The organism is Orrella daihaiensis (assembly GCF_022811525.1).
In the GTDB taxonomy this organism is placed as follows: Bacteria; Pseudomonadota; Gammaproteobacteria; order Burkholderiales; family Burkholderiaceae_B; genus Algicoccus; species Algicoccus daihaiensis.
On record NZ_CP063982.1, the window covers coordinates 518,988 to 545,779 of the forward strand.

Below are 26,792 nucleotides of genomic sequence, written 5' to 3' on the forward strand. Positions count from 1 at the left end.
CATGTCCAAATTTGAACGTTCAAGCCACATTACTGAAGGCGTAACACGCGCTCCCAATCGTTCCATGTATTACGGCATGGGATACAAAGAAAGCGATTTCGAAAATCCGATGATTGGCGTGGCGAATGGTCATTCCACGATTACGCCTTGCAATAGCGGCTTGCAGCCGCTTGCCGATGCGGCTGTTGATGCGGTTCGTGCTGCCAAGGGAAATCCGCAGGTGTTTGGTGTGCCAACCATCTCAGATGGGATGTCGATGGGCACAGAAGGCATGAAGTTCTCCCTGGCGTCGCGAGAAGTGATTGCTGATTGTGTCGAAACTGCGGTGCAGGGGCAGTGGATGGACGGGGTGGTTGTGATTGGCGGCTGTGACAAAAACATGCCGGGTGGCATGATCGGTATCGCTCGTTGCAATGTGCCTGCGATTTATGTGTATGGCGGCACCATCAAGCCAGGTCATTACAAGGGCAAGGACCTGAATATCGTATCGGTGTTCGAAGCGGTGGGCGAGTACACCATGAAGCGCATGAGTGCTGAGGATTTCAAGGCGATTGAGCAAAAAGCCATTCCTGGCTCGGGCTCATGTGGTGGTATGTACACCGCAAATACGATGAGCTCCTCATTTGAGGCAATGGGAATGAGTCTGCCCTATTCATCCACGGCAGCCAATGAAGATGATGAGGCAGTGGAAAATGCCAGAAAAGCGGCCACCGTTTTGGTGGAAGCGGTTCGTGCCAACCGTAAGCCGCGAGACATCATCACCAAGAAATCAATTGAGAACGCGGTATCGGTCATTATGGCGATTGGTGGTTCAACCAACGCTGTGCTGCATTACCTCGCCATTGCGCATGCGGCTGAAGTGCCATGGACGATTGATGACTTTGAGCGCATTCGCAAGAAGGTGCCGGTCATCTGCGACTTAAAGCCATCAGGCAAGTATCTGACTGTAGATTTGCATCGTGCGGGCGGCATTCCGCAGGTAATGAAGATTTTGCTTAACGCTGGGTTGCTCCACGGTGACTGTATGACCATTACTGGCCAGACGATTGCTGAAGTACTGAAGGATGTGCCAGATGCGCCACCTGCTGATCAAGATGTGATCCGTCCCATTGACAAAGCGCTGTACAACCATGGCCATTTGGCCATTTTGAAAGGTAACTTAGCCACAGAGGGCGCGGTTGCAAAAATTACGGGTCTGAAAAATCCCGTCATTACGGGTCCGGCTCGCGTGTTTGACTCTGAGGACTTGGCGATGGCTGCCATCATGGATCAAAAAATCAAGCCAGGCGATGTAGTGGTGATCCGTTATGAAGGTCCCAAAGGTGGTCCGGGTATGCGCGAGATGTTGGCGCCTACCTCAGCTTTGATCGGTCAGGGCCTCGGGGAGAGTGTTGGGCTTATCACTGATGGCCGGTTCTCTGGCGGCACTTGGGGGATGGTGGTCGGTCATGTCGCACCAGAGGCGTTTGTGGGCGGCACCATCGGTCTGATTCAGGAGGGTGACTCCATTACGATCGATGCGCATCAGTTATTGCTGCAATTGAACGTACCCGATGAAGAAATTGAGCGACGTCGCCAGAATTGGAAACAACCAGCACCTCGCTACACGCGTGGTGTGCTTGGCAAAATTGCGAAATTGGCTAGCAGTGCTAGTAAAGGCGCGGTGACTGATGCGTTTGAAGACTAATCTCTTATCGAGCCTGTTTGCTTTGATGCCGCTCACTGTTAGCGCTAGTGAGGCCTTGACGTTTGAGCAGGGTAACCAGTTGATGCGTGAAAAGATGTGTCTTGGTTGTCATCAGATTGATAAAAAACGGGTCGGGCCAGCCTTTGTCGATATCGCCAACCGCTACGGAGGTGACAGCGATGCGGCGATGCCGATGCTCTTGAACGTTATCAAGAATGGTGGTCGTGGCAAATGGGGTGCTGTGCCAATGCCGGCTCAGACCCAAGTGTCTGACGAACAAGCCCGCGACATGGTGTTGTTTATTTTGAGCTTGCAACAAAAGCCTCAATAGCATTTCGGGAGGTGTAGATGGCCATTGCAGTTTTTGGTGGCGGATGTTTTTGGTGCACGGAGGCGGTGTTTGCTGCGCTCGAAGGCGTGCAAGCGGTGGAGCCCGGTTATTGCGGCGGTCATGTTCAAAACCCGACATACGAACAGGTCTGTGAGAAGAACACCGGGCACATTGAGGTCATTCGTATCACTTATGATCCTGCGCTAATTAGCTATGAGTCTTTGCTAGAGGTCTTTTTTGCGACGCATGACCCGACAACGCCGGGGCGTCAGGGAAATGACGTGGGTCCGCAGTATCAGTCTGCGATTTTTTATCAGGACGCCTCGCAGCGCGAAGCTGCTAAAAAGATCATCGAGGCAATTGATGCTAGCGGTGAGTTTCGTGCGCCTGTTTGTACGGAATTGCTGCCTGAGGCGACATTTTGGGTTGCGGAGAGTTACCACCACGATTTTTTCCAGCGCAATCCCGGGCAGGGGTATTGCCAGTTCGTGATCGCACCTAAAGTGCAGAAGTTCAGATCGCAGTTCGCCGGTCGTCTCAAGCGTGGCTAAATAGTGACAAACGAGCTGTCACATGGATTCAGCAAAACTTTTTATGTACACCGTTTGACAGTCCAAAAAAACACGTGCATAATCTCGTTTCTCTGCTGAAACGTCGTTGCAAAAGCGACGTCAAAACAGAGAAACGCAGTCAGTAGCATGAGCAGGTTTCTTTGATCAGTTCGATCAAGATAATCCAAAATCACTACAGATTTGTTGCAGACCGACATTTATTAGACAGTCTGCAGCGGTTTGTTGATGATCGCTCTGGTAAGTGGCTGTTAGCGGTCCTACGACTGCATTTGCTCTTTAACAACGAAACAACCGATAAGTGTGGGCACTTGTTGTCTGTAGGCGTTGGGTGTTCTAGGTGGTGACTTGGTGTTGGGTTTACTTGACATGGGGTGGCTATCTGGAGGCGCGATGACCACAAGTAAATAGCAAGTGCTCACGAAGAAGAAGCAAGGTAAGGAAGTCTGCTGGAGAGATTTGGCAGATGACTTGTTTGTTTCTTTGAGTGAAGCGAGGTCTGTGCTGTGATAGGTGCAGGCCAACCAAACAGAGATTGAACTGAAGAGTTTGATCCTGGCTCAGATTGAACGCTAGCGGGATGCTTTACACATGCAAGTCGAACGGCAGCGCGGACTTCGGTCTGGCGGCGAGTGGCGAACGGGTGAGTAATGTATCGGAACGTGCCCAGTAGCGGGGGATAACTACTCGAAAGAGTAGCTAATACCGCATACGCCCTACGGGGGAAAGGGGGGGATCTTAGGACCTCTCACTATTGGAGCGGCCGATATCGGATTAGCTAGTTGGTGGGGTAAAGGCCTACCAAGGCTGCGATCCGTAGCTGGTTTGAGAGGACGACCAGCCACACTGGGACTGAGACACGGCCCAGACTCCTACGGGAGGCAGCAGTGGGGAATTTTGGACAATGGGGGCAACCCTGATCCAGCCATCCCGCGTGTGCGATGAAGGCCTTCGGGTTGTAAAGCACTTTTGGCAGGAAAGAAATCGCATGGGTTAATACCCTGTGTGGATGACGGTACCTGCAGAATAAGCACCGGCTAACTACGTGCCAGCAGCCGCGGTAATACGTAGGGTGCAAGCGTTAATCGGAATTACTGGGCGTAAAGCGTGCGCAGGCGGTTCGGAAAGAAAGATGTGAAATCCCAGGGCTTAACCTTGGAACTGCATTTTTAACTGTCGAGCTAGAGTGCGTCAGAGGGGGGTGGAATTCCGCGTGTAGCAGTGAAATGCGTAGAGATGCGGAGGAACACCGATGGCGAAGGCAGCCCCCTGGGATGACACTGACGCTCATGCACGAAAGCGTGGGGAGCAAACAGGATTAGATACCCTGGTAGTCCACGCCCTAAACGATGTCAACTAGCTGTTGGGGCCTTCGGGCCTTGGTAGCGCAGCTAACGCGTGAAGTTGACCGCCTGGGGAGTACGGTCGCAAGATTAAAACTCAAAGGAATTGACGGGGACCCGCACAAGCGGTGGATGATGTGGATTAATTCGATGCAACGCGAAAAACCTTACCTACCCTTGACATGTCTGGAATCCTGAAGAGATTTAGGAGTGCTCGCAAGAGAACCGGAACACAGGTGCTGCATGGCTGTCGTCAGCTCGTGTCGTGAGATGTTGGGTTAAGTCCCGCAACGAGCGCAACCCTTGTCATTAGTTGCTACGAAAGGGCACTCTAATGAGACTGCCGGTGACAAACCGGAGGAAGGTGGGGATGACGTCAAGTCCTCATGGCCCTTATGGGTAGGGCTTCACACGTCATACAATGGTCGGGACAGAGGGTTGCCAACCCGCGAGGGGGAGCTAATCCCACAAACCCGATCGTAGTCCGGATTGCAGTCTGCAACTCGACTGCATGAAGTCGGAATCGCTAGTAATCGCGGATCAGCATGTCGCGGTGAATACGTTCCCGGGTCTTGTACACACCGCCCGTCACACCATGGGAGTGGGTTTCACCAGAAGTAGTTAGCCTAACCGCAAGGGGGGCGATTACCACGGTGGGATTCATGACTGGGGTGAAGTCGTAACAAGGTAGCCGTATCGGAAGGTGCGGCTGGATCACCTCCTTTCAGAGTCTGCGCGATGCACACAGTGTCTTAGGTGGCAGGTGTCCACACTTATCGGTTGTTGGTTGGGATAGAGAGTTAAATGCTGGGTCGGTTGGGTCTGTAGCTCAGTCGGTTAGAGCACCGTCTTGATAAGGCGGGGGTCGTTGGTTCGAATCCAACCAGACCCACCATCTGCGGTTGCGACACACAGAGGGGATTAGCTCAGTGGGAGAGCACCTGCTTTGCAAGCAGGGGTCGTCGGTTCGATCCCGTCATCCTCCACCAAGTTTGTGTGTTGTGGGTTGGTGAAGCGGCGGATGCAGCAGTGAGGTTTGGGCAGTGGGCGGTGCAGTGTGCAGTGAACAGGGCAAGCGGGTCTTGTGTTGTTGACTGTGCATTGTGTGAGGGCGCTTGTATTGGCGGGCGCGCGGTGCGCGATGTATCAGTAGGGTAATAACTCTTTGTTCTTTAACAATTGGGAAGAAGCACAACGAGAAGTGTTTGTGTCAAAGGGTTTATCTGGCCTACAGGGGTTGGGTAAGCGAAGAGGCACGGATACGGGTTGTGATTGCATAGTAGTAATTTGTTCTTACTCAAGTCTTTGTGTGGAGACACGCAAAGAGCCTTGAAAGGAAGAACGGCACACAAACGCGAAAACTCAGCAAAGTAGTAAAAAAACTTATAAGTCTGTCAGGTGCGAGCCTGCAGGGTTATAGGATCAAGTGACTAAGTGCATGTGGTGGATGCCTTGGCGATCACAGGCGAAGAAGGACGTGGCAGCCTGCGAAAAGCTGCGGGGAGCTTGGCAAACGAGCTTTGATCCGCAGATATCCGAATGGGGAAACCCACTTACCGTGAGGTAGGTACCCTGGACTGAATCCATAGGTCCAGTGGGGCGAACCGGGTGAACTGAAACATCTAAGTAACCCGAGGAAAAGAAATCAACCGAGATTCCGAAAGTAGTGGCGAGCGAAATCGGAGCAGCCGGTGCGTTTTAGCCGTTGTGATAGTTGAACAGTCTGGAAAGTCTGGCCATAGCAGGTGATAGCCCTGTAGACGAAATCACGATGGTGGAACTAGGCGCACGACAAGTAGGGCGGGACACGTGAAATCCTGTCTGAAGATGGGGGGACCATCCTCCAAGGCTAAATACTCGTGATCGACCGATAGTGAACCAGTACCGCGAGGGAAAGGCGAAAAGAACCCCGGAAGGGGAGTGAAATAGATCCTGAAACCGCATGCATACAAACAGTAGGAGCCTCCTTGAGGGGTGACTGCGTACCTTTTGTATAATGGGTCAGCGACTTACATTCAGTGGCAAGCTTAACCGAATAGGGCAGGCGTAGCGAAAGCGAGTCCGAATAGGGCGATATAGTCGCTGGGTGTAGACCCGAAACCAGGTGATCTATCCATGGCCAGGTTGAAGGCACGGTAACACGTGCTGGAGGACCGAACCCACTAATGTTGAAAAATTAGGGGATGAGCTGTGGATAGGGGTGAAAGGCTAAACAAACCTGGAAATAGCTGGTTCTCTCCGAAAACTATTTAGGTAGTGCCTCACGTATTGCTGCCGGGGGTAGAGCACTGTTATGGCTAGGGGTCATGGCGACTTACCAAACCATGGCAAACTCCGAATACCGGCAAGTATTAGCGTGGGAGACAGAGCACCGGGTGCTAACGTCCGGACTCAAGAGGGAAACAACCCAGACCGCCAGCTAAGGTCCCCAACTATCGCTCAGTGGGAAACGAAGTGGGAAGGCATAGACAGTCAGGAGGTTGGCTTAGAAGCAGCCATCCTTTAAAGAAAGCGTAATAGCTCACTGATCGAGTCGTCCTGCGCGGAAGATGTAACGGGGCTTAAGCGATAGACCGAAGCTGCGGGTGTGTACGTTTGTACACGCGGTAGGAGAGCGTTCTGTAAGCCTGCGAAGGTGGCTTGTAAAGGCTGCTGGAGGTATCAGAAGTGCGAATGCTGACATGAGTAGCGATAAAGGGGGTGAAAAGCCCCCTCGCCGTAAGTCCAAGGTTTCCTGCGCAACGTTCATCGGCGCAGGGTGAGTCGGCCCCTAAGGCGAGGCAGAGATGCGTAGCTGATGGGAAGCTGGTTAATATTCCAGCACCGTCGTATGGTGCGATGGGGGGACGGATTGCTGAAGGTCATCAGGGTGTTGGAAGTCCCTGTTGCTGCACTATAGAAGGCGCTTAGGCAAATCCGGGCGCGTAATTCAAGGGTGTGGCTCGAGTGAACTTAGGTTCACGAAGTGATTGGAAGTGGTTCCAGGAAAAGCCTCTAAGCTTCAGCCATACGAGACCGTACCGCAAACCGACACAGGTGGACGGGATGAATATTCCAAGGCGCTTGAGAGAACTCAGGAGAAGGAACTCGGCAAATTGATACCGTAACTTCGGGAGAAGGTATGCCCTGGTAGTGTGAAGAGCCTGCGCTTGGAGCATGAAGGGGCCGCAGAGAATCGGTGGCTGCGACTGTTTATTAAAAACACAGCACTCTGCCAAGACGAAAGTCGACGTATAGGGTGTGACGCCTGCCCGGTGCCGGAAGGTTAAGTGATGGGGTGCAAGCTCTTGATCGAAGCCCCGGTAAACGGCGGCCGTAACTATAACGGTCCTAAGGTAGCGAAATTCCTTGTCGGGTAAGTTCCGACCTGCACGAATGGCGTAACGATGGCCACACTGTCTCCTCCTGAGACTCAGCGAAGTTGAAGTGTTTGTGATGATGCAATCTACCCGCGGCTAGACGGAAAGACCCCATGAACCTTTACTGCAGCTTTGCATTGGATTGTGAACCGGCTTGTGTAGGATAGGTGGGAGGCGCAGAAGCGTGGTCGCCAGACTGCGTGGAGCCAACCTTGAAATACCACCCTGGTTTGTTTGCGATTCTAACCTTGGCCCGTGATCCGGGTTGGGGACAGTGCATGGTGGGCAGTTTGACTGGGGCGGTCTCCTCCCAAAGTGTAACGGAGGAGTTCGAAGGTACGCTAGGTACGGTCGGAAATCGTGCTGATAGTGCAATGGCATAAGCGTGCTTGACTGTGAGACTGACAAGTCGAACAGGTGCGAAAGCAGGACATAGTGATCCGGTGGTTCTGAATGGAAGGGCCATCGCTCAACGGATAAAAGGTACTCTGGGGATAACAGGCTGATACCGCCCAAGAGTTCATATCGACGGCGGTGTTTGGCACCTCGATGTCGGCTCATCTCATCCTGGGGCTGTAGCCGGTCCCAAGGGTATGGCTGTTCGCCATTTAAAGAGGTACGTGAGCTGGGTTTAAAACGTCGTGAGACAGTTTGGTCCCTATCTGCCGTGGGCGTTGGATACTTGACGGAGCCTGCTCCTAGTACGAGAGGACCGGAGTGGACGTACCGGCCGGTGTATCGGTTGTCATGCCTATGGCATTGGCGAGTAGGTAAGTACGGAAGAGATAACCGCTGAAGGCATCTAAGCGGGAAACTCGTCTGAAGATTAGGTATCCCGGGGCCTAGAGCCCCTGAAGGGTCGTTCAAGACCAGGACGTTGATAGGTCGGGTGTGTAAGCGCAGTAATGCGTTGAGCTAACCGATACTAATTGCCCGTGCGGCTTGATCCTATAACTGTGCAGGTTATAGCGTGATAAGTGTGCCGCTCAGTAACGTAGTACATGCAACACCGTGCAGTAAAACGCACAACCCAAATCAATCCAGCAAACACACACACGCTGTGCTTCGACCCCAATTGGCATGCCTGCGCACAACGCAGGTGTGCAACCAAGCTTACGCTTGACGACCATAGCAAGGTGGTCCCACGCCTTCCCATCCCGAACAGGACCGTGAAACGCCTTTGCGCCGATGATAGTGGATGTACATCTGTGAAAGTAGGTCATCGTCAAGCTCCTTACCCTCAAACCCCCGCCCTCAAAGCGGGGGTTTGTCTTTGGCACCGACGGTTTGTATTGTTACACTCCTTTCAGACTTGACTAATGCTTCACGGGGTGATGCGACATGAGCGACCTACCGACTTCAGGCCCAAGCCTCAGAATGATTAGCATGATCGTATATGGGCTATTTGCGCTTGGATTCGTAACCTCGGGGCTGTTTACATTCGCAACGCTTGCGGCGGTCATCATCATGTATGTCAAACGTGCCGATGCTGCTGGAACGCTGTATGCCACCCATTTTGATTGGCTAATCAATACGTTTTTGTGGTCCTTGTTGTGGTTGGCACTGAGTTTTTTGACGATGTTTATCGGTATTGGCTGGTTAGGCCTGATTGCCACTGTGGTTTGGGTTCTGTACCGTTTAATCAAGGGGTTCTTGCTATTGCTAGATGGCAAGCCTATCGTAGTGTGAGCACCACTTGAGTTAAAAATAAAAAGCGCGCATTAGATGCGCGCTTTTTATTGGGTGCTGACTTGGATCGTCTAGGAAAGGTGACCGCTGACGATTTTGGTGAGTTCAAACATGGATACTTGATCTTTGCCGAACAACGGGCGCAGTTTGTCGTCTGCATTGATATTGCGCTTGTTCGCAGGATCCTGCAAATTGTGCTTTTTAATGTAATCCCAGATTTTTTTGGTGACTTCAGTGCGAGGTACAGCTTCTGAACCGATGACAGCTGCTAGCGTTGGGCTAGGGGTAAGCGGTTTCATGAAGGCGGCGTTGGGTTTACGTGCAGCTTTTTTGGCGGTGGCCATTCGGACTCTCCTTATTGCCAATATTAGTCGTTTTTAAAATCGATCGAGCTTGAGACTCAAGCTAGCCCCGAAACTCTGACACTGTAGCAAAGATGGCGCCCGAGTAAACTATAGCAATCCTCACGTTTACCCTAGGAACTGGGTTATGGAACTTCTCTCCCCTTGTGCGTTGATTGGTGGTTTTCATCAGGAATTAACTGACTTTCGGCGTGATTTGCATGCTCATCCGGAGCTCGGCTTTCAGGAAATGCGAACCAGTGGCCTCGTTGCAGGTATGCTCGAGGCGTTGGGGATGACGGTGCATCGCAACATCGGGAAGACAGGCGTTGTTGGCGTTTTGCATGGCAAACGCAGCGATTCTGGTCGGATGATTGGGTTGCGGGCCGACATGGATGCGCTATCCATGCAGGAAAGCAATGGTTTCGCTCACGCATCCACTAGGCCTGGTCTGATGCACGGATGTGGTCATGATGGGCATACCGCCATATTGATGGGAGCGGCTAAATATTTGGCACAAACACGGAATTTCGATGGTACTGCCGTGTTCATTTTTCAGCCAGCCGAAGAGGGTTTGGGCGGCGCCAAGGCAATGATCGAAGATGGTTTATTTGAGCGCTTCGATTGCGATGCTATTTACGCTTTACACAACTGGCCCGGTTTGCCGCCTGGCATGATCGGAATAAATCCCGGTCCCATGATGGCAGCAGCCGACCGCTTCGAAGTGGTGATTCAAGGTCGTGGTGGGCACGGTGCCCACCCGTATCAAACAATTGACCCTGTCCTGGTAGCTTCACATGTGATTACCGCTTTGCAAAGCGTTGTGTCTCGCAATGTCAGTGCATTGGATGCTGCCGTGGTAACGGTTGCGTCAGTCCAAGCGGGCGATCCACTGGCCATGAGCGTGATTCCGGATCAAGCCAAGCTCGTTGGCACGGTTAGAACGTTTCGCCATTCGATACAGTCGATGATTGAATCAAGAATGCGCACGCTTATCGAGCAAGTCGCCGCTGGCTTCGGAGCGAGTGCGACATTGCACTACCAAAAAATTTATCCGGCGACGATCAATACGCCTAAAGAGGCGATGTTTGTGGCTGACGTGGCAACTGAATTGTTCGGAGCAAAAAAAGTAGTGCGAGACTTGCAGCCGTCCATGGGAGCAGAGGACTTTTCTTTTATGCTCGAGCACAAGCCTGGGGCCTATTTTAGGCTCGGGCAAGGTGGGGCTGAGGGTGGCTGCTATTTGCACAACCCAAATTATGACTTTAACGATGCTGTGATTCCAGCTGGCGCGGGACTATTTGCTGCGCTTGTAGAAAAATCCATGCCTTTGAATCAATGAACCACTCCGCTCAGGAACCATGCAATGACGCAGACCTTAACAATTACGACGCCTGATGATTGGCATCTTCATTTGCGCGAAGGCGATGCTTTACGTGCCGTGGTCGCCGATTCGGCACGGCAGTTCAAGCGGGCCATTATCATGCCGAACTTAAGGCCACCGATCACTACGGTAGATCAGGCGTTGAGTTACCGAGCCCAGATCATGGCCGCATTGCACGAGCAGGGGTTGGACAGTCTCGGGTTTGATCCGCTCATGACACTTTATTTGACTGACAACACGCGCGTCGAAGATATTGAGGCGATCGCACAATCAGCCCATGTCTATGCTGTGAAGCTGTACCCAGCCGGGGCAACGACGAATTCGGATCAAGGAGTCACTGATCTGCTTGGTAGATGTACCAAGGTCCTTGAAACGATGCAGCGTTTATCTGTGCCGTTGTTAGTCCACGGCGAAGTGACCGATCCGACCATTGATGTGTTTGATCGAGAGGCCGTCTTTATCGAACGTGTCATGATTGGACTTCGCCGAGCCTATCCAGCCTTAAAAGTAGTGTTTGAGCACCTAACCACTAAAGATGGTGTCGATTACGTACGTGAGGCCGAGGGCCCGATTGGTGCGACCATTACGCCGCAACACCTGTTGTACAACCGCAATGCAATCTTTACCGGCGGGTTGCGCCCGCATTGGTACTGTTTGCCAGTACTCAAGCGCGAGACTCATCGACTCGCGCTGGTTCAAGCGGCTACCAGTGATAATCCCCGGTTTTTTTTGGGTACAGATAGTGCCCCCCACGCGCGTCATTTGAAAGAGCATGCCAGCGGCTGTGCAGGATGCTATTCGGCGTTACACGCCATGACACTCTATGCGACTGTATTTGATGCGGTCGGCCGACTTGATCGCCTTGAAGCATTTGCCAGCCACCGAGGCCCAGATTTTTATGGATTGCCGCGCAACACCACCAAAATTACGCTGGTCAAAGAGCCTTACCAGGTCCCTGAGCAGTTGCCGTTCGGTAAGGCATCATTAGTGCCACTGGCCAGTGGCGAGACATTCCCGTGGCGAGTTCAGGCTGGAGTTTGACGCGATTCCAGAACCTCCCAACGTTCATACAGCGCCAAGAGTTCAGCCTCTACCTTCGCTAAGTCGGCTTGTACTTTTGTAGCTTCATCGCCGCCGGCTTGGTATAGCTCTGGCGCACCAAGCGTCGCTGTTAAAGCCGCCTGCTGCTCTTCGAGCGTCTGGATGCGAGCCGGTAGTTCATCGAGTTCGCGCTGTTCCCAGGTGCTTAAGCGTACCCGTTTTGCGCTACCAGAAGGCTTTTGCGGGTGAGGGGTTTTAGGTGGTTTGGGTTTGGTTGACTCAACGGCTGGAGCAGGTCGCTGGGCCACCCAGTCATCAAAGCCACCCACATAGCAACCCCACTTGCCATGACCCTCATAAGCAATGGTCTGGGTCACCACGTTATCCAGGAATTGCCTGTCGTGGCTCACCAACAGTACCGTTCCTGAAAACTCTTGCAGTAATGCTTCGAGCAACTCGAGTGTTTCAATGTCTAGGTCGTTGGTTGGTTCGTCAAGCACAATTACATTGGCGGGTCGGGCAAACAGCCGGGCAAGCAGCAAGCGCGCTCGTTCACCACCGGAGAGGCTACTAACTGGCGATTGAGCGCGCGCTGGCTCGAATAGGAAATCACCCAAATAGCTCATCACGTGTTTGCGCTCCTGGCCAATTTCGACCCACTGGCTACCAGGATTGATGACGTCAAGTACGGCGGCTGTTTCATCAAGCTGATCTCGCATTTGGTCGAGATAGGCTACTTGGAGATTTGTGCCTAGCTTGACTTCACCACTTGAGGGCTTGAGCTCGCCGAGGATGACTTTTAAAAGTGTGGTTTTACCCGCACCATTGGGTCCGATCAAACCGATACGATCACCACGCAGGATCACAGTGGAGAAGTGATCAATGATGAGCTTGTTCTCGTAGGCTAAGCTGACATCGTGTAGCTCTGCCACGATTTTGCCGGATCGGTTGGTTTGGTCAACTTTGAGGTTGACTTTGCCCAGAGCGTCACGACGTTGCGCTCGCTCTCGACGCAATTGTTCCAAACGCCTCACCCGCCCCTCATTGCGTGTACGCCGCGCCTCAATCCCCTTGCGGATCCACACTTCTTCTTGCGCGAGCAGTTTGTCAAACCGCGCGTTTGCTAATTGTTGCGCATTGAGCCAAGCCTCTTTTTGTTGTTGCCATTTGACGAAGTTACCTGGAAAGCTTAAGAGCTTGCCGCGGTCGAGTTCGATAATTCGGGTGGCAATCTCATCGAGAAAGCGGCGATCGTGAGTGATGAACAGCACGCTACCGCGCCATTGTTTCAATTGCTGTTCGAGCCAGGAAATACCGTTGAGGTCGAGGTGGTTAGTAGGTTCATCCAGTAGAAGTAAATCGGGTTTACCCAGCATGGCAGCCGCTAATGCCACTCGTTTGGCCATGCCACCTGACAGTGTTGCAACAGATGCTTGTGGGTCCAGTTCGAGGCGGTCTGCCCACTGTCGAGCGGTTACCTCACGCTCCCATGATTCAGCGGTCGGTTGATGTTCCGGTGCGCTTAGGACCTCAAGGATGGTCGAACCCGCTAAAACCGGCTCTTGCTCGACGGTAGCCACTCTGATCCCGTCTACTCGAGTGATATTGCCGTCATCCGGCGCAAGTCTGCCATCGAGCAGTTTTAGTAACGAGGATTTGCCAGCGCCGTTGCGGCCGATCAAACCCACCCGTTCATTGGTATCAATGGTTAGATCAGCGCGATCGAGCAAAGCGTGGTGGCCAAATGCTAACTGAATTGCCTGCAAAGAGATTAGAGGTGCCGCCATAATATCTTTTTGTATAAAACTGCATTGTCGCAGGTTGCTTGTCCTACAATGTAACTGCGGGAGGGGCTGGGCAATCGCGGCGCCAAGGGTTGTAAAACCAGGCATCGAGGAAGGTCCGGACTCCACAGGGCAGGATAACGGCTAACGGCCGTCCGGTGCGCAAGTGCCGAGGACTAGGGCCACAGAGACGAGTCTGCTGTGAGGGTGGGTTAGGACTCACTCCGCCACGGTCACACCGTGGCGCATGATCGCTTTGGCGACCAACGCAGCAGGGTGAAACGCGGCAACCTCTATCCGGAGCAACACCAAATAGGCATGCGTGCGTCTTTGGACGTGAAGGGCGGCCCGCCCAAGCATGCGGGTAGGTGGCTAGAGTGCACCAGTAATGGTTCACCCAGAGGAATGATTGCCAGCCACTGTGAAGTGGCCTACAGAATCCGGCCTACAGGCTTCTCCCGTATTCATGTTGCCCAGATCGATGGCCTATCTTAAGGCTGCACTTTCATATAAAACCACAACATATTGATTTATCGGAAAATATTTTTCCGATCGCCCCCGGATTTGTGCGCTAAGTCATTGTCATCATTGAAAAAAATACGAAATTTCGTTTGACCAGTCATTTTTTTTGCCTTAGAGTGGTGAAAAGTGTCTTATTGTGTTTTTTTGTGGGGTAATTTGTGTTCCAAGGTAGCAGCGCTCTCACGCTTGATGCCAAGGGTCGGATCAATGTGCCGGCTCGGCATCGTGACGCGCTCAATGAGCAGGCATGTGGCCGTCTCACGATCACGCGCCACCCTGATGGCTGTCTGCTCGTATACCCCCGTCCCGAATGGGAAAAGAAGCGTGAGCAGATAGCCGCCTTCCCGATGCAGGCACGCGCTTTACAGCGCCTACTGTTGGGCAATGCGCAAGATGTTGATGTTGATAGCGCCGGTCGGGTGCTGATTGCGCCGGAGTTGCGCGCTGCTGCTGGATTAAAGCGCGACACCATGCTCTTGGGCATGGGCGGACATTTCGAGCTTTGGGATGCGCAGGCGCTTGCCGAGCGCGAAGCTGAGGACTTGTCAGGAGGGATACCCGAGGCGCTTGAGACTTTTTCTTTTTAATCCGTGACTGAGTTTAGCCATCGCACCGTGTTGCTTGAGGAAACGGTTCAAGCGCTGGTTCCTGATGAGCAGGTGCCTGCAGGCGGGATTTACGTGGATGGGACTTACGGGCGTGGCGGTCACTCAGATGCATTGCTCAAGCGGCTAGATGCTCAGGCACGGCTGCTGGTGATTGACAAGGATCCGCAGGCCATTGCTGTGGCGCAAGCCCGGGCTGCCAATGACCCGCGGATTGTTTGTATTCATGGCGGGTTTGGGGATATGCGAGCGCTGCTTGATGGTTATGGGGTGCAAGCAGTTAATGGCGTGATGATGGATTTAGGGGTGTCTTCACCTCAGCTTGATCAGGCCGAGCGTGGGTTTTCGTTTATGCGCGATGGCCCGCTCGACATGAGGATGGATACGTCGCAGGGTCAAACTGCGGCACAGTGGTTGGCAGTTGCCAGCTTGGATGAGGTTCGGGAGGTCATACGGGATTATGGCGAAGAACGGTTTGCTCTTCAGATTGCAAAAGCGATTGTTGCTCGCCGCGAGGTGCGGCCCATCGAGCGCACGCTCGACCTTGCCGATATCGTCGCAGCCGCAGTCCGGACCCGGGAAAAGGGCCAGCATCCGGCGACAAGGACATTTCAAGCTATACGGATTTACCTCAATCGGGAGCTCGAGGAACTCGATCGCGCCCTCGAGGCAGCTTTAGGACTGTTGGTGCAAGGGGGACGTTTGGCAGTGATTAGCTTTCACTCGCTTGAAGATCGTCGGGTTAAACAATTCATGCAGGCAGCTTCGCGCGTGCCCGCCGAGCTTGCGCGCTTGCCGTTGCGCGAGGATCAATTGCCCAAGCCTTTACTGTCGGGTGTCAAGCGTATACGTCCGAGTGCGACCGAAGTGGCAGGTAATCCGCGTGCGCGATCGGCGGTCTTGCGTGTGGCTGAACGAACAGGTGCGCCATTGACAAGAGGAGCAGACTAATGGGCCGAGCGGTCATCGTGATGGCTCTGTTATTGATGCTAGCGGCCTTGTCACTGGTGACCGCACGATATCAGTCGCGTCATTTGTTTATTCAGAATGAGCAATTGCTTGCGCAGGCAAGCGAATTGGACGTGACGTGGAGACATTTACAGCTTGAGAGAGCTGAGCTCTCCCGTAATGCCCGTGTCGACCGGATCGCACGCGAACAATTGCGCATGATTCCGATCAGCCCCAACCGCACACTTTATATCCGTGACGCAGCTCCATTACCTAGCGCAGGGGGTAACTGATGCGTCGCCTCTCTTTCTTTGATAATCCCATATCTCGCGTGACCTTCCCCATGTGGCGTGGCCGCCTGGTGTTAGTGGTGCTTGGATTGGCTTTTCTGGTGTTATTGGCACGAGCTGTTTATTTACAAGGAATCAATCGCGAGTTTTTGCAGGAACAGGGGGTCAAGCGATATGAGCGCACAGTGCCCTTGTCGGCTACGCGCGGCAAGATCATGGATCGTCAGGGCATGGTCTTGGCTGCTAGCGTGCCAGCGCGTGCTATTTGGGCCATTCCCGAGGACACCAGCAAAGCAACGCCTGAGCAAATTGAAGCACTGGCTAAACTGATTGAGATTCCGGTCGATCGCGTACGTAAACGTCTTGAGGATCACAGCCGAACCTTTGTCTATTTGCGTCGACAGTTACCGTTAGATACCGCAGAAAAAGTAGCTGACCTCGATATGCCGGGTGTGCATCAATTGCCCGAGACCTTGCGTTTCTATCCAGAAGGGGAGGTCACAGGTGCAGTGGTTGGATTTACCAATCTGGACGATCAGGGACAAGAGGGTATTGAGCTGACATACAACGAGCAGCTCTCTGGCAAGCCCGGTAGTCGGCGTGTAATCAAAGATCGGCTGGGCCGAGTCGTGGAAGATATTCGTGCGGTGAGTTTGCCGGTGGACGGTCAGGATATAGAATTGTCGATCGATACGCGGATTCAGTATCTTGTCTATCGCGCTTTGGTCGATAGCGTTACGCTCAATAAAGCCAAGAGCGCTTCGGCTGTGGTGGTCGACGTTAAAACCGGCGAGATTCTCGCTTTGGCAAACTACCCAACGTTTGATCCAAATGATCGCTCTACATTCAAAGGCTTTGCTTTACGAAACCGGGTTTTAACGGACACCTTCGAGCCAGGCTCGACGCTCAAACCGTTCACCATGGGTTTGGCACTCGATCTTGACCGTATCACGCTCGGTACGCAATTCAATACAGGTAACGGTCAAATTACGTTTCATGGCGAACGTATTACCGATGTCTCGCGGCAAAAAAGCCTTGATCCGATGGGCATCATGACAAAGTCCAGCAACATCGGCATGGCGTTGATATCAGAGCGACTTCAGAACAAGGAAATGTGGACCAAGTTCACTGAGCTTGGATTTGGGCAGCCACCAGATATAGGATTCCCCGGTGCAGCGGCTGGCCGTTTGAGGCCCTGGGAGCGGTGGCGACCCATCGAAAAAGCCACCATGGCTTATGGATACGGGCTGTCAACCTCGTTGTTGCAACTTGCCAGGGCTTACACCGCATTCGCTCGCAACGGAGATATGGTGAGCCTGACCTTGATCAAGCGCCGCGACAATCCGGCCACCGTACCGGTGTATCCCGAGGATATTGCACACGAAATCCGCAAGATGCTTGAGGCTTCCACGGGACCTGAAGGGGCCAAACTAGCGCAAGTCCAAGGCTATCGAGTAGCTGGCAAGAGCGGCACGGCGCGCAAGTGGGTTAATGGTGAATACAGCAAGAAGTACTACCGTAGCTCCTTCGTTGGGTTTGGACCAGTGTCTGATCCGCGCATTGTGGTTGCTTTGACCATTGATGAGCCAAGTGGTGAGCATTACTACGGCGGGAGGGTCGCTGCACCCGTGTTTGCCCAGATCATGGGACGTACGTTGCGCATGATGGGCGTCGAACCAGATGCGCCTATCGAGTCCGATGTGGTCGCTGTCACGACATCCGCTTCTGAGGAGGCGCAGCGATGAGTAACTCGAACATTGCGCTGGACCGACTTGTAGCGCAGATCAAGGCAGTTTCTCCCAAAGGCTCGCTATGCCTTGACTCGCGCCAAGTCACACCCGGTGATGTATTTGTTGCATGTCCAGGCCATGATGCCGATGGGCGCGATTATATGGGTGACGCTATTTCGCGGGGTGCGGTTGCCATTGTTCATGAAGCCGGGCTTACTAGTTTGCAACAGCAGGCACTTGGCTTGCTGCCGGCTTGGCCTGTCAAACAGTTGCGTAACGTGCTCGGTGAGCTCGCCAGTCTCTGGTGGGATGATCCGTCTGCGGCCCTGACGCTTATCGCGATTACAGGCACGAATGGCAAGACTACAACAACTCAGTGGCTAACAGCCGCCTTGAGGTCGGCAGACATTCGTTGTGGTGCCATTGGCACATTGGGTTTAGCGGGCATCGATGGGCAAGTGGGTAATGCATTGTTAACAACCCCCGATGTCTTGAGTTTGCATCGCTACCTTTCGCAATTACGCGCCGCGGGTGCGACTCATGTCGTCATGGAAGCATCCTCGATTGGACTAGAGCAGGGCAGGCTCGATGGTGTCAAGGTCGACGTCGCTGTCTTTACTAATTTGACACAAGATCATCTGGATTATCACGGTGATATGCAGGCATATGCTCGAGCAAAGGCATTGCTGTTTGCGCGCCCCGAATTAACGAACGCGGTGATCAATGTCGATGACCAGTATGCAGGTTCCATGCGTAAGGACTGTAAGGCCAAGGTGCTTACGTATGGATTGAAAAGTGCAGATGCAAACCTTAAAGTGGCCCAGCTCGAGCAACAAGCAGATGGGCAATTGTTCCAGCTTGTCACCGACGAGCAGATCGTCCAAGTCAAGACCCCGTTTTTTGGGGGGTACGCAATCTCTAACCTGCTAGCTGTCGCAGGTGTTTTAAAGGCCTTGGGTTGGCCGTTAGCAGAAATATGCAAGGCCTTGCAATCATTGCCGGCAGTCGATGGTCGTATGGAGCCGGTTAATCCAATTCACGATAATGCTGTCTTGCCGCGCGTGCTGGTGGACTATGCCCACACACCAGATGCCCTGGCCAATGTGTTGCAAGCGCTCGTGCCGCTCACCAGAGCCAGAGGGGGACGATTGTGGTGTGTCGTTGGTTGTGGTGGAGATCGGGATCCACACAAACGGCCTTTAATGGCGAAGGCTGCACAGACGTATGCCGATCAAGTGGTGTTTACGAGTGACAATCCCCGACACGAAGATCCCCGAGCGATTTTGCGGGATATGACAAAAGATCTCATCAACCTCGAAGGCATTGAGGTTGAGGCTGATCGCGCCCTCGCAATTCTGGATGCAATCTGGCGGGCTGATGCCGCTGATGTGGTTCTTATTGCTGGTAAAGGACATGAGCAGTATCAAGATATAAGTGGCAGTCAATACCCGTTTGACGATAGGCAGTGGGCGCGACTAGGGCTGCTACTGGCGCAAACACCCGTATCCGTTGAGACAGACTCTCGGCAATTAACCGCAGGCGCATTGTTTGTAGCACTTCGTGGTGCGAAGTTTGATGGCCATGATTATCTGGAGTCTGTTCGCACCGCAGGAGCCGTGGCTGCTATTGTGCAACAGCCAGATGAGACGATCGAGCTGCCGCAGATCGTGCTTGGCGACACCCTTGGGGCGTTGCAAACCATAGCGACTGCTTGGCGCCGTCGATTTGACTTGCCAGTGATTGGTGTGACCGGTAGCAATGGCAAAACTACCACCAAGGAGATGGTGGCATCCATTTGTCGTGCCTGGGTGGGCGATGCAAATGTCCTTTGCACAGCGGGCAATCTAAACAATGAAATTGGGGTGCCATTGACGATCATGAGGCTTCGCGAGCATCACCGCGTTGCTGTTATTGAGATGGGCATGAACCATCCCGGCGAAATCGAGTTGCTGGCAAGTGTGGCGCAGCCGACCGTGGCGTTGGTGCTAAATGCCCAACGTGAGCATCAAGAATTCATGCATTCAGTCCAAGCGGTTGCCAATGAGAATGGACAAGTTCTGCGTGCATTACCCGCTGCGGGGACTGCGGTCTACCCGGCCGGAGATGCCTTTAGTGAGTTGTGGGCAAACTTGGGTGGGCATGTGCAAACCCATCTAACGTTTGGGCAAGATATTCAAGCATCGTTGGTGATTCGGGATTGTCACCTCAATGCGCTTGGCAGCGAGTTCGTCCTGCAACACGGACAGCAAGTGGTCAACATTAAATTGCCAGTCGCTGGTTGGCACAACGTGTTCAATGCAGCCGCGGCAGCGGCTTGTGCTTTGGCAGCCGGTGCGCCGTTATCGACCGCCGCCGATGGTTTGTCTGGGTTTGCAGCCGTCAAGGGGCGATTGATGGCGCATCAGCTTGCGGATGGATCAACGCTAATAGACGACACCTATAACGCTAATCCAGACTCAGTGCGTGCTGCGATCGATGTGCTGACCACTTTGTCTGCTCCCCGTGCCTTGGTGCTCGGGGATATGGGTGAGGTCGGTGAGAACGGACCACAAATGCATGCAGAAGTTGGATGTTACGCAAAAGATAAAGCCATCGATTATTTATGGGCACTGGGACAGGCCACTCGGGACAGTGTCCAAGCGTTTGGGGCTGATGCCCATTGGTTCGAATCGCCAGAGGCTCTATGTGAGCATGCGATGTCAGTTAAACCGGCTAGCGTCTTAGTCAAAGGTTCAAGGTTTATGGCCATGGAACGGGTGGTCAATCAATTGTTGACGATGCAGTCGACCAAACAGGAACAAGGGGCTGGTCATGCTGGTTGAATTGTTCAGTTGGTTGGCAGTTAACTACGACCCAGGTTTCGGCGTATTTGAATACATCACAATGCGTGCTGTGATGGCATGTGCCACCGCACTCATCATTGGTTTAATCGCGGGTCCCTGGGTGATTCGCAAGCTCGCGCAACTGAAGATTGGACAGGCAGTTCGTCAATACGGTCCTCAAACTCACCTGACTAAAAGTGGTACACCCACCATGGGTGGGGTGCTCGTGCTGATTGGCATTGGTGTGAGCACACTGCTGTGGGCAGACTTGAGCAACCGATTTGTCTGGGTTGTTCTGATTGTCACGATAGGTTTCGGATGGATTGGCTGGATTGATGACTACCGCAAGGTCGTGCATCGTGACCCTGAGGGCATGCCTGCAAGACAGAAGTTTTTTTGGCAGGCAATCATCGGGTTGCTAGCTTCTATTTATCTGGCCTTTGCAATTTCAGCGCCGGCCAATGCCGAGCTTTGGCCTTTATTTAAACAATGGATTGGCAGCGGTATGACGATGCCTTTGCCCAATCGTGCCGATTTAATCGTCCCATTTTTTAAGTCTGTTAGCTATCCACTTGGTGTATTTGGCTTTGTGGCGCTGAGTTGGTTCGTCATTGTTGGGACAAGCAATGCCGTGAATCTGACTGACGGTTTGGACGGTTTGGCGATCATGCCAACGGTGATGGTTGGTGCCGCGCTCGGTGTATTTGCCTATGTCGTTGGCCGGGTCGACTACTCCAAATACCTGCTGTTTCCCTACATTCCAGGTGCTGGCGAATTAATGATTTTATGTGCAGCACTCGCTGGCGCCGGTTTGGCCTTTCTCTGGTTTAACGCCTATCCGGCACAGGTGTTTATGGGCGATGTTGGCGCACTTGCCCTAGGAGGCATGCTCGGGACGATCGCCATCGTTGTGCGTCAGGAGATTGTGCTTTTCATCATGGGTGGCGTATTCGTGGTGGAAACCTTGTCGGTGATGATTCAGGTGGCGTATTACAAGTACACCAAGCGTCGTTATGGAGAAGGCAGACGAATTCTGCTGATGGCACCGTTACATCACCACTTTGAAGTGGGTGGTTGGAAGGAAACGCAAGTTGTCGTGCGGTTTTGGATTATCAGCATGATGTTGGTTTTGGTTGGATTGGCTTCTTTGAAACTACGATGAACGAGACAGTATCCATCTCTTTGCCGGGCAGTCGTTACCTGGTTTTAGGCTTGGGCCTGACCGGGCAGGCGGTTTCGCGCTGGTTGGCAAGCCAAGGTTGCTCGCTTGTGCTGGTGGATACTCGCCCCAATCTCGATCTTGATGAGCTTAGGTCGCACCTAACGGACATGCCTACTGAGTGGCATCTGGGTGATGAGCTTAGCGATCAATGGCTGGCAGATATTGATGCGGTCGTGATTAGTCCCGGGTTATCGCCGCACCAGTCACCGATTCGCGAGTTTCTGCAAGCTGCTAAAGAGGCGGGTAAGCCAGTCATCGGTGATATCGAATTGTTTGCCCAAGCACTTGAGTCGTTAGCGCAATCCCATGATTATCATCCTGGGATTTTGGCGGTAACTGGAACTAACGGCAAAACCACTGTAACAGCGCTCGTGCGGCATATGCTTGAATCTTGCGGGCTAAGCGCTGTGGCTGCCGGCAACATTGCACCGCCGGTGCTGGATGCGCTTGGGCAGATGACACAGCAACCCGTTGAACAATGGCCACAAGCATGGGTGCTTGAACTGTCAAGTTTCCAGTTGCATTACACAAGCTCGCTGGCTCCCAAGGCAGCTGTTGTATTAAATCTCACACAAGATCATTTGGATTGGCATGAGTCGTTTGACGAGTACCGTGCTGATAAGGCGCGTATTTTTGCGAATGCCGAAATTTGCGTCGTCAACCGTGATGATCCGTTAGTGGTCAGTATGGTCGATTCACTGGACCGACTGGCAGTTCGCTCATTTGGTGCCGCAGCGCCAGTCTTGACGCACGATATCGGTGTGCAAAACAGCCATGATGTTCAATGGCTGGTGAGCGCTGAGCCGGAGGATTTTGAAGAGCATGCCAAGCCTGTCAAACGACGTAAGGGTGATCCTGAGCCAATACGCCAACCGGGCAGACTGGTTCGTCTGATGCCAGCTGATGCCTTGCCGATGGTGGGGACTCATAACCTTTTGAATGTGATGGCTGCGGCTTTGCTGTGCCGCGCAGTGGGCGGCAACTGGGCGCCGATCTTGAAAACGGCGAGCACTTATCGCGGTGAACCGCACCGCATGCAGTTTGTTCGCACTATTCGCGAGGTTGATTTTTATAACGATAGTAAAGGTACCAATGTCGGCGCAACAGTGGCAGCTGTCAAGGGCATGGACAAACCACTGGTACTAATCGCGGGAGGGCTCGCGAAGGGACAAGACTTTACGCCTTTGGCGCAGGTGCTGACTCATAAAGCACGCCATGTGGTGCTAATCGGTCAGGATGCTGCATTGATTGAGTCAGTGCTTGCAGGTACGGGCATGCCATGTCAAGTGGCCGCTGATATGAGCGCAGCAGTTCGTATGGCATTTGAGCTGGCCGCACCTGGATGTGCAGTCTTGCTGTCGCCTGCATGTGCGAGCTTTGACATGTTTAGCGGCTATGGGCAGAGGGGTCAGGTGTTCATGGATGAGGTGACTGAGCTTGCGCTCACACTTGGGGAGGTGGCATGAGCTTATTTGCCGAACTCACCCAGAGTGTCAATGCCATCCGACCGGGGCGAACGGCCATGAGAAATTATGATCTGCCCTTGTTCGTGGCGGCTGGCACTTTGCTCTGCTTGGGTCTGCTGATGGTGTATTCGGCCTCGATCGCTTTGGCCGATGGTCCATTGTTTAGTCAGATGAGTCGGTACTCGTTTGTGACCCGTCAGGCCGTATTCATGGTTATGGGGCTGACATTGGCGCTGTTGGTATGGCTTACACCTCTGTCAGTCGTGCAGCGATTGACCCTGCCCTTATTTGGCTTTACAGCATTTTTGCTGGTGCTGGTGTTTGTGCCAGGCATCGGCTATGAAGCCAATGGCGCTAACCGCTGGATAGATCTGGGCCCGGTAAATTTTCAGCCATCCGAGTTGATGAAAGTTGTCGCAGTGATATTTGCAGCTGATTATGTCGTACGCAAGCAGCAGCATATGGACAGCTTTGTGAATGGCTTTATGCCGATGGCCCTGGCGATGGCAGGTATCGGTATCTTGCTGCTGTTAGAGCCTGATCTTGGTGCGCTCATTGTGGTCATGGCAATTGCCATGGGCATATTGTTTTTGGGTGGTATTAATGCCAAGGTGTTCTCATGCTTGGTCGCGGTGCTGGTGTTTATTTTCTTTTTACTGATTTGGCTGTCTCCTTGGCGCCGGGCACGTCTGTTTGCTTACCTCGATCCCTGGAACCCTGAAAACGCATATGGGAGTGCCTATCAGTTGTCTCACTCACTAATCGCCATCGGTCGAGGTGAGTGGTTTGGCGTGGGGCTAGGTTCGAGCATCGAAAAACTGCACTACTTACCCGAAGCTCACACTGACTTTATCGTGTCGGTTATCGGCGAAGAGCTCGGGTTTATGGGCATTGCGTTGGTGATTGTTTTGTTTGCAGTTTTGGTGGCGAGGGCTTTTGAGATTGGTCGCTCTGCGATCGCTATGGAGCGGGTGTTCAGCGGCTTGGTGGCGCAAGGCGTTGGTATCTGGTTTGGTGTTCAGGCGTTTATCAACATTGGCGTATGTTTAGGCTTGTTGCCCACCAAGGGATTGACCCTGCCCTTAATTAGTTACGGCGGCTCGGGTATGGTCATGAATCTTGTGGCTTTAGCGCTAGTGGCCCGAGTCGATTACGAAAATCGTTTGCTAATGCGAGGGGGGCGAGCATGAGATCGTCTGCACTCGTATGGATCATGGCGGGGGGCACCGGCGGGCACATCATGCCTGGCTTGGCAGTGGCTCAGTGGCTGCGCGATCACGGTTGCGACATCAAGTGGATCGGTAATCCGGGCAAGATGGAAGGACGCTTGGTTCCACCTGCAGGGTACGAGATGATCCCGGTCACATTTGCCGGCGTGCGAGGCAAGGGCTTGTTGGCCAAATTGCGAGCCCCGTTCGGATTGTTAGCCTCCATGGCTAATCTGTGGCGTGCCATGTCAAAAGATAAGCCTGCTCTGGTGCTGGGCATGGGGGGTTATGTGGCCATGCCCGGCGGTCTGGTGGCTAGGTTACGCGGTGTACCCATTGTGTTACATGAACAAAATGCAATCGCAGGCAAGACCAATCTGTGGCTTGCTCGTATCGCTAAACTGAGACTCGAGGGGTTTCCAATGGCTTTGCCAGAGGGGCGATGGGTCGGTAATCCAGTACGCGGCTCGCTGGCCCAACTCCCCGATCCTGTGCAACGCTACAGCAACAGAACGGGTCCGATCAAAGTTTTGGTGGTGGGAGGCAGCTTAGGTGCGGCTGCTCTGAATGAAGCGATTCCATTGGCGATCTCGCGTATTGATCCTTCGAGTCGTCCTCAGATTACCCATCAATCGGGAGAGCAGCACCTAGAGGCTTTGCAACAAGCCTATCGAGATGTTGAGGTTGATGCGTCCTGCGTTGCCTTTATCGATGACATGGCTGGCGCGTTGGGAGAGGCTGATTTAGTCATTTGTCGTGCAGGTGCCATGACCGTTTCAGAGGTGGCAGCTGTGGGTGTTGCCGCATTGTTTGTGCCTTTCCCGTTTGCCGTGGATGACCATCAAACAGCCAATGCTGGTTACTTGGTGTCGCATGGTGCTGCGTACCTGCGTCAGCAGCGCGACCTGGCCGTTGAGTGGCTTGCCCGCTGGCTTGAGGCGCAAACCCGTGAAACTTTGCTAGCAGTGGCCGTCAAGGCGCGTCAGCAAGCCAAACCGGAGGCAACGGCAGCGATTGGAATGGCTTGCCTATCCCTCATGGAGGGCCGAGCATGAGACACCGCATCGAGCGAATTCACTTCGTCGGTATTGGCGGCTCGGGCATGAGCGGCATCGCAGAGGTTTTGTTGAACCTCGGATATCAAGTGTCCGGGTCGGATTTGTCTAGCTCGGCGGTTACCGATCGTCTGGTGGCCATGGGAGCACATATTGCCATTGGCCATGACGCAAAGCATGTTTCTGGCGTGGATGTTGTGGTGACATCTACCGCAGTTGCAGGTAACAATCCTGAGGTTCTCGCGGCTCGTCAGGCACGAATTCCAGTTGTCGCCAGAGCTGTGATGCTGGCTGAATTGATGCGATTAAAGCGCGGTATTGCCGTAGCGGGTACGCACGGCAAGACCACCACCACCAGTTTGGTTGCCAGTGTTCTGGCAGCGGGTGGTCTTGACCCAACGTTTGTCATTGGTGGTCGTCTGAACTCAGCCGGGGCGAATGCCGGTCTGGGTCAGGGCGAGTTTTTAGTGGCCGAGGCTGATGAGTCTGACGCTTCATTTTTGAATTTGCTACCCGTGATGGCTGTGGTCACAAATATTGATGCTGACCATATGGATACCTATGGGCATGACATCGCCAAACTCAAACAGGCCTTTATAGAGTTTGTTCAACGATTGCCGTTTTACGGCAGTGCCATCGTTTGTATTGATGACGTCAACGTAAGAGAGATTGTGCCTTTGATCTCAAGGCCAATCGTGACGTATGGACTAAGCGAAGAGGCGCAAATTCGTGCCAGCGATGTGACTGCCAGTGGCACGACCATGCACTTCACCGTTGACCGCAAACTTGCTGATAAGCCGCATCAGCGGCTTGATGTTAGATTGAATTTACCCGGGCTGCACAACGTACATAATGCATTAGCGGCAATCGCGGTAGCCACGGAACTTGGTGTGGAAGATGCTGCGATTGTTCAGGCTTTAGCCGATTTCAAAGGGGTGGGGCGGCGGTTCAATGTCACCGGACCGTTTGATGCTGACGATGGCGGTCAATTCACCGTGGTTGATGATTATGGTCATCATCCCGTTGAGATGGCAGCAACCATTGCTGCCGCCCGCGGTGCATGGCCGAATCATCGATTGGTGCTGGTGTTTCAGCCGCATCGGTACACCCGCACAAGGGATTGTTTCGAGGATTTTGTGCAAGTGTTAAGTACGGCTGATGCAATCTTGCTCACCGAAGTCTATGCAGCTGGTGAAGCTCCAATTGTGGCAGCCGATGGTCGCGCCTTGGCTCGCGCTGTCCGAGTAGCGGGAAAGGTTGAGCCGGTGTTTGTGCCCGATGTCTCTGAGTTGCCGGGGACGATTCGTTCGTTTGCTCGTGATGGCGATGTGTTTGTGGTGATGGGAGCAGGTTCAATTAGCAAGGTTGCCACAATGCTCGGGGAGGCAGTATGACA

General features: G+C 53.2%; 18 protein-coding genes, 1 tRNA gene, 3 rRNA genes and 1 other RNA gene. 21 read left to right on the forward strand and 2 right to left on the reverse strand.

Translation table 11 applies throughout. From position 1 onward, the window contains the following. Window position 1 precedes the first annotated feature (1 nt). From ilvD to DHf2319_RS02580, 8 genes are all read left to right on the forward strand, one after another. Entirely contained in the window at window positions 2-1,687 is a 1,686-nt protein-coding gene (gene ilvD, locus DHf2319_RS02545; protein ID WP_243479238.1) for a dihydroxy-acid dehydratase, read from the forward strand. Beyond that, a complete protein-coding gene (locus DHf2319_RS02550) occupies window positions 1,671-2,018 on the forward strand; it encodes a c-type cytochrome (protein ID WP_243479239.1) in 348 nt (115 codons plus the stop codon). Before ilvD ends, DHf2319_RS02550 begins: the two co-directional genes overlap by 17 nt. Window positions 2,019-2,035: 17 nt before the next feature. Beyond that, window positions 2,036-2,569 carry a peptide-methionine (S)-S-oxide reductase MsrA gene (msrA, locus tag DHf2319_RS02555; protein WP_243479240.1) on the forward strand — a complete coding sequence of 178 codons (534 nt, stop codon included), beginning with the start codon at window positions 2,036-2,038 and terminating at the stop codon, window positions 2,567-2,569. 555 nt (window positions 2,570-3,124) lie between these two features. After that, window positions 3,125-4,655, forward strand: a 16S ribosomal RNA gene (locus DHf2319_RS02560). 93 nt (window positions 4,656-4,748) lie between these two features. Further along, window positions 4,749-4,825 (forward strand) — tRNA-Ile (locus DHf2319_RS02565). Window positions 4,826-5,350: 525 nt separating this feature from the next. Next, window positions 5,351-8,239, forward strand: a 23S ribosomal RNA gene (locus tag DHf2319_RS02570). 168 nt (window positions 8,240-8,407) lie between these two features. After that, window positions 8,408-8,520: ribosomal RNA gene (gene rrf, locus DHf2319_RS02575) — 5S ribosomal RNA — on the forward strand. The 16S, 23S and 5S rRNA genes sit together here with 1 tRNA gene alongside, the layout of an rRNA operon. A gap of 110 nt (window positions 8,521-8,630) precedes the next feature. Further along, a complete protein-coding gene (locus DHf2319_RS02580; RefSeq protein ID WP_243479241.1) occupies window positions 8,631-8,978 on the forward strand; it encodes a DUF4870 family protein in 348 nt (115 codons plus the stop codon). Window positions 8,979-9,049: 71 nt separating this feature from the next. Here the strand turns inward: DHf2319_RS02580 and DHf2319_RS02585 are convergent, their stop codons facing one another. Beyond that, complete coding sequence (locus DHf2319_RS02585) at window positions 9,050-9,322, reverse strand: SWIB/MDM2 domain-containing protein (RefSeq protein ID WP_243479242.1); 273 nt, start codon at window positions 9,320-9,322, stop codon at window positions 9,050-9,052. Between the two features lie 145 nt (window positions 9,323-9,467). On the opposite strand from DHf2319_RS02585, the gene DHf2319_RS02590 reads away from it, so the two are divergent. Both DHf2319_RS02590 and pyrC read left to right on the forward strand, forming a co-directional pair. Continuing rightward, a complete protein-coding gene (locus tag DHf2319_RS02590) occupies window positions 9,468-10,661 on the forward strand; it encodes a M20 aminoacylase family protein (protein WP_243479243.1) in 1,194 nt (397 codons plus the stop codon). Window positions 10,662-10,685: 24 nt separating this feature from the next. Next, window positions 10,686-11,744, forward strand: coding sequence for a dihydroorotase (gene pyrC, locus DHf2319_RS02595; protein ID WP_243479244.1), 1,059 nt, complete (start codon window positions 10,686-10,688; stop codon window positions 11,742-11,744). Here the strand turns inward: pyrC and DHf2319_RS02600 are convergent. Then, window positions 11,729-13,534: an ATP-binding cassette domain-containing protein gene (locus DHf2319_RS02600; protein WP_243479971.1), complete on the reverse strand. Its 1,806-nt coding sequence runs from the start codon at window positions 13,532-13,534 to the stop codon at window positions 11,729-11,731. The two genes, pyrC and DHf2319_RS02600, sit on opposite strands and share 16 nt — an antisense overlap. Before the next feature lie 55 nt (window positions 13,535-13,589). On the opposite strand from DHf2319_RS02600, the gene rnpB reads away from it, so the two are divergent. From rnpB to murC, 11 genes are all read left to right on the forward strand, one after another. Then, an RNA gene (gene rnpB, locus DHf2319_RS02605) (RNase P RNA component class A) lies at window positions 13,590-13,992 on the forward strand. Between the two features lie 216 nt (window positions 13,993-14,208). After that, the gene (gene mraZ, locus DHf2319_RS02610) at window positions 14,209-14,637 is read left to right on the forward strand and encodes a division/cell wall cluster transcriptional repressor MraZ (protein WP_243479245.1); all 429 of its coding nucleotides are present in this window, start codon (window positions 14,209-14,211) and stop codon (window positions 14,635-14,637) included. Window positions 14,638-14,640: 3 nt separating this feature from the next. Next, the gene (gene rsmH / locus DHf2319_RS02615) at window positions 14,641-15,606 is read left to right on the forward strand and encodes a 16S rRNA (cytosine(1402)-N(4))-methyltransferase RsmH (protein WP_243479246.1); all 966 of its coding nucleotides are present in this window, start codon (window positions 14,641-14,643) and stop codon (window positions 15,604-15,606) included. Beyond that, window positions 15,606-15,896, forward strand: coding sequence for a cell division protein FtsL (gene ftsL, locus DHf2319_RS02620; protein WP_243479247.1), 291 nt, complete (start codon window positions 15,606-15,608; stop codon window positions 15,894-15,896). The genes rsmH and ftsL overlap by 1 nt, the downstream gene beginning before the upstream one ends. Beyond that, window positions 15,896-17,638 (forward strand): peptidoglycan D,D-transpeptidase FtsI family protein, encoded by a 1,743-nt coding sequence (locus DHf2319_RS02625; RefSeq protein WP_243479248.1) that lies wholly within the window; start codon window positions 15,896-15,898, stop codon window positions 17,636-17,638. The genes ftsL and DHf2319_RS02625 overlap by 1 nt, the downstream gene beginning before the upstream one ends. Next, window positions 17,635-20,445, forward strand: coding sequence for a bifunctional UDP-N-acetylmuramoyl-L-alanyl-D-glutamate--2,6-diaminopimelate ligase MurE/UDP-N-acetylmuramoyl-tripeptide--D-alanyl-D-alanine ligase MurF (gene murF, locus DHf2319_RS02630; protein WP_243479249.1), 2,811 nt, complete (start codon window positions 17,635-17,637; stop codon window positions 20,443-20,445). Before DHf2319_RS02625 ends, murF begins: the two co-directional genes overlap by 4 nt. Then, complete coding sequence (mraY, locus tag DHf2319_RS02635) at window positions 20,435-21,607, forward strand: phospho-N-acetylmuramoyl-pentapeptide-transferase (RefSeq protein WP_243479250.1); 1,173 nt, start codon at window positions 20,435-20,437, stop codon at window positions 21,605-21,607. Before murF ends, mraY begins: the two co-directional genes overlap by 11 nt. Continuing rightward, entirely contained in the window at window positions 21,604-23,133 is a 1,530-nt protein-coding gene (gene murD, locus DHf2319_RS02640) for a UDP-N-acetylmuramoyl-L-alanine--D-glutamate ligase (RefSeq protein ID WP_243479251.1), read from the forward strand. Before mraY ends, murD begins: the two co-directional genes overlap by 4 nt. After that, the gene (gene ftsW, locus DHf2319_RS02645) at window positions 23,130-24,323 is read left to right on the forward strand and encodes a putative lipid II flippase FtsW (RefSeq protein WP_243479252.1); all 1,194 of its coding nucleotides are present in this window, start codon (window positions 23,130-23,132) and stop codon (window positions 24,321-24,323) included. Before murD ends, ftsW begins: the two co-directional genes overlap by 4 nt. Then, on the forward strand, window positions 24,320-25,396 hold the full coding sequence (murG, locus tag DHf2319_RS02650; RefSeq protein ID WP_243479253.1) for an undecaprenyldiphospho-muramoylpentapeptide beta-N-acetylglucosaminyltransferase: 1,077 nt from the start codon (window positions 24,320-24,322) through the stop codon (window positions 25,394-25,396). The genes ftsW and murG overlap by 4 nt, the downstream gene beginning before the upstream one ends. Beyond that, window positions 25,393-26,790, forward strand: a complete 1,398-nt coding sequence (gene murC, locus DHf2319_RS02655; RefSeq protein ID WP_243479254.1) for a UDP-N-acetylmuramate--L-alanine ligase — start codon at window positions 25,393-25,395, stop codon at window positions 26,788-26,790. Before murG ends, murC begins: the two co-directional genes overlap by 4 nt. Window positions 26,791-26,792 lie beyond the last annotated feature (2 nt).

Bases quoted from the DNA above. Each gene is read 5' to 3' on its own strand.
- murC (WP_243479254.1), top strand. From the start codon at position 25,393: ATGAGACACCGCATCGAGCGAATTCACTTCGTCGGTATTGGCGGCTCG.
- DHf2319_RS02625 (WP_243479248.1), top strand. From the start codon at position 15,896: ATGCGTCGCCTCTCTTTCTTTGATAATCCCATATCTCGCGTGACCTTC.
- DHf2319_RS02580 (WP_243479241.1), top strand. From the start codon at position 8,631: ATGAGCGACCTACCGACTTCAGGCCCAAGCCTCAGAATGATTAGCATG.
- pyrC (WP_243479244.1), top strand. From the start codon at position 10,686: ATGACGCAGACCTTAACAATTACGACGCCTGATGATTGGCATCTTCAT.
- msrA (WP_243479240.1), top strand. From the start codon at position 2,036: ATGGCCATTGCAGTTTTTGGTGGCGGATGTTTTTGGTGCACGGAGGCG.
- murD (WP_243479251.1), top strand. From the start codon at position 21,604: ATGAACGAGACAGTATCCATCTCTTTGCCGGGCAGTCGTTACCTGGTT.
- ftsL (WP_243479247.1), top strand. From the start codon at position 15,606: ATGGGCCGAGCGGTCATCGTGATGGCTCTGTTATTGATGCTAGCGGCC.
- mraY (WP_243479250.1), top strand. From the start codon at position 20,435: ATGCTGGTTGAATTGTTCAGTTGGTTGGCAGTTAACTACGACCCAGGT.
- ilvD (WP_243479238.1), top strand. From the start codon at position 2: ATGTCCAAATTTGAACGTTCAAGCCACATTACTGAAGGCGTAACACGC.
- murF (WP_243479249.1), top strand. From the start codon at position 17,635: ATGAGTAACTCGAACATTGCGCTGGACCGACTTGTAGCGCAGATCAAG.
- murG (WP_243479253.1), top strand. From the start codon at position 24,320: ATGAGATCGTCTGCACTCGTATGGATCATGGCGGGGGGCACCGGCGGG.
- DHf2319_RS02585 (WP_243479242.1), bottom strand. From the start codon at position 9,322: ATGGCCACCGCCAAAAAAGCTGCACGTAAACCCAACGCCGCCTTCATG.
- DHf2319_RS02590 (WP_243479243.1), top strand. From the start codon at position 9,468: ATGGAACTTCTCTCCCCTTGTGCGTTGATTGGTGGTTTTCATCAGGAA.
- ftsW (WP_243479252.1), top strand. From the start codon at position 23,130: ATGAGCTTATTTGCCGAACTCACCCAGAGTGTCAATGCCATCCGACCG.
- DHf2319_RS02550 (WP_243479239.1), top strand. From the start codon at position 1,671: ATGCGTTTGAAGACTAATCTCTTATCGAGCCTGTTTGCTTTGATGCCG.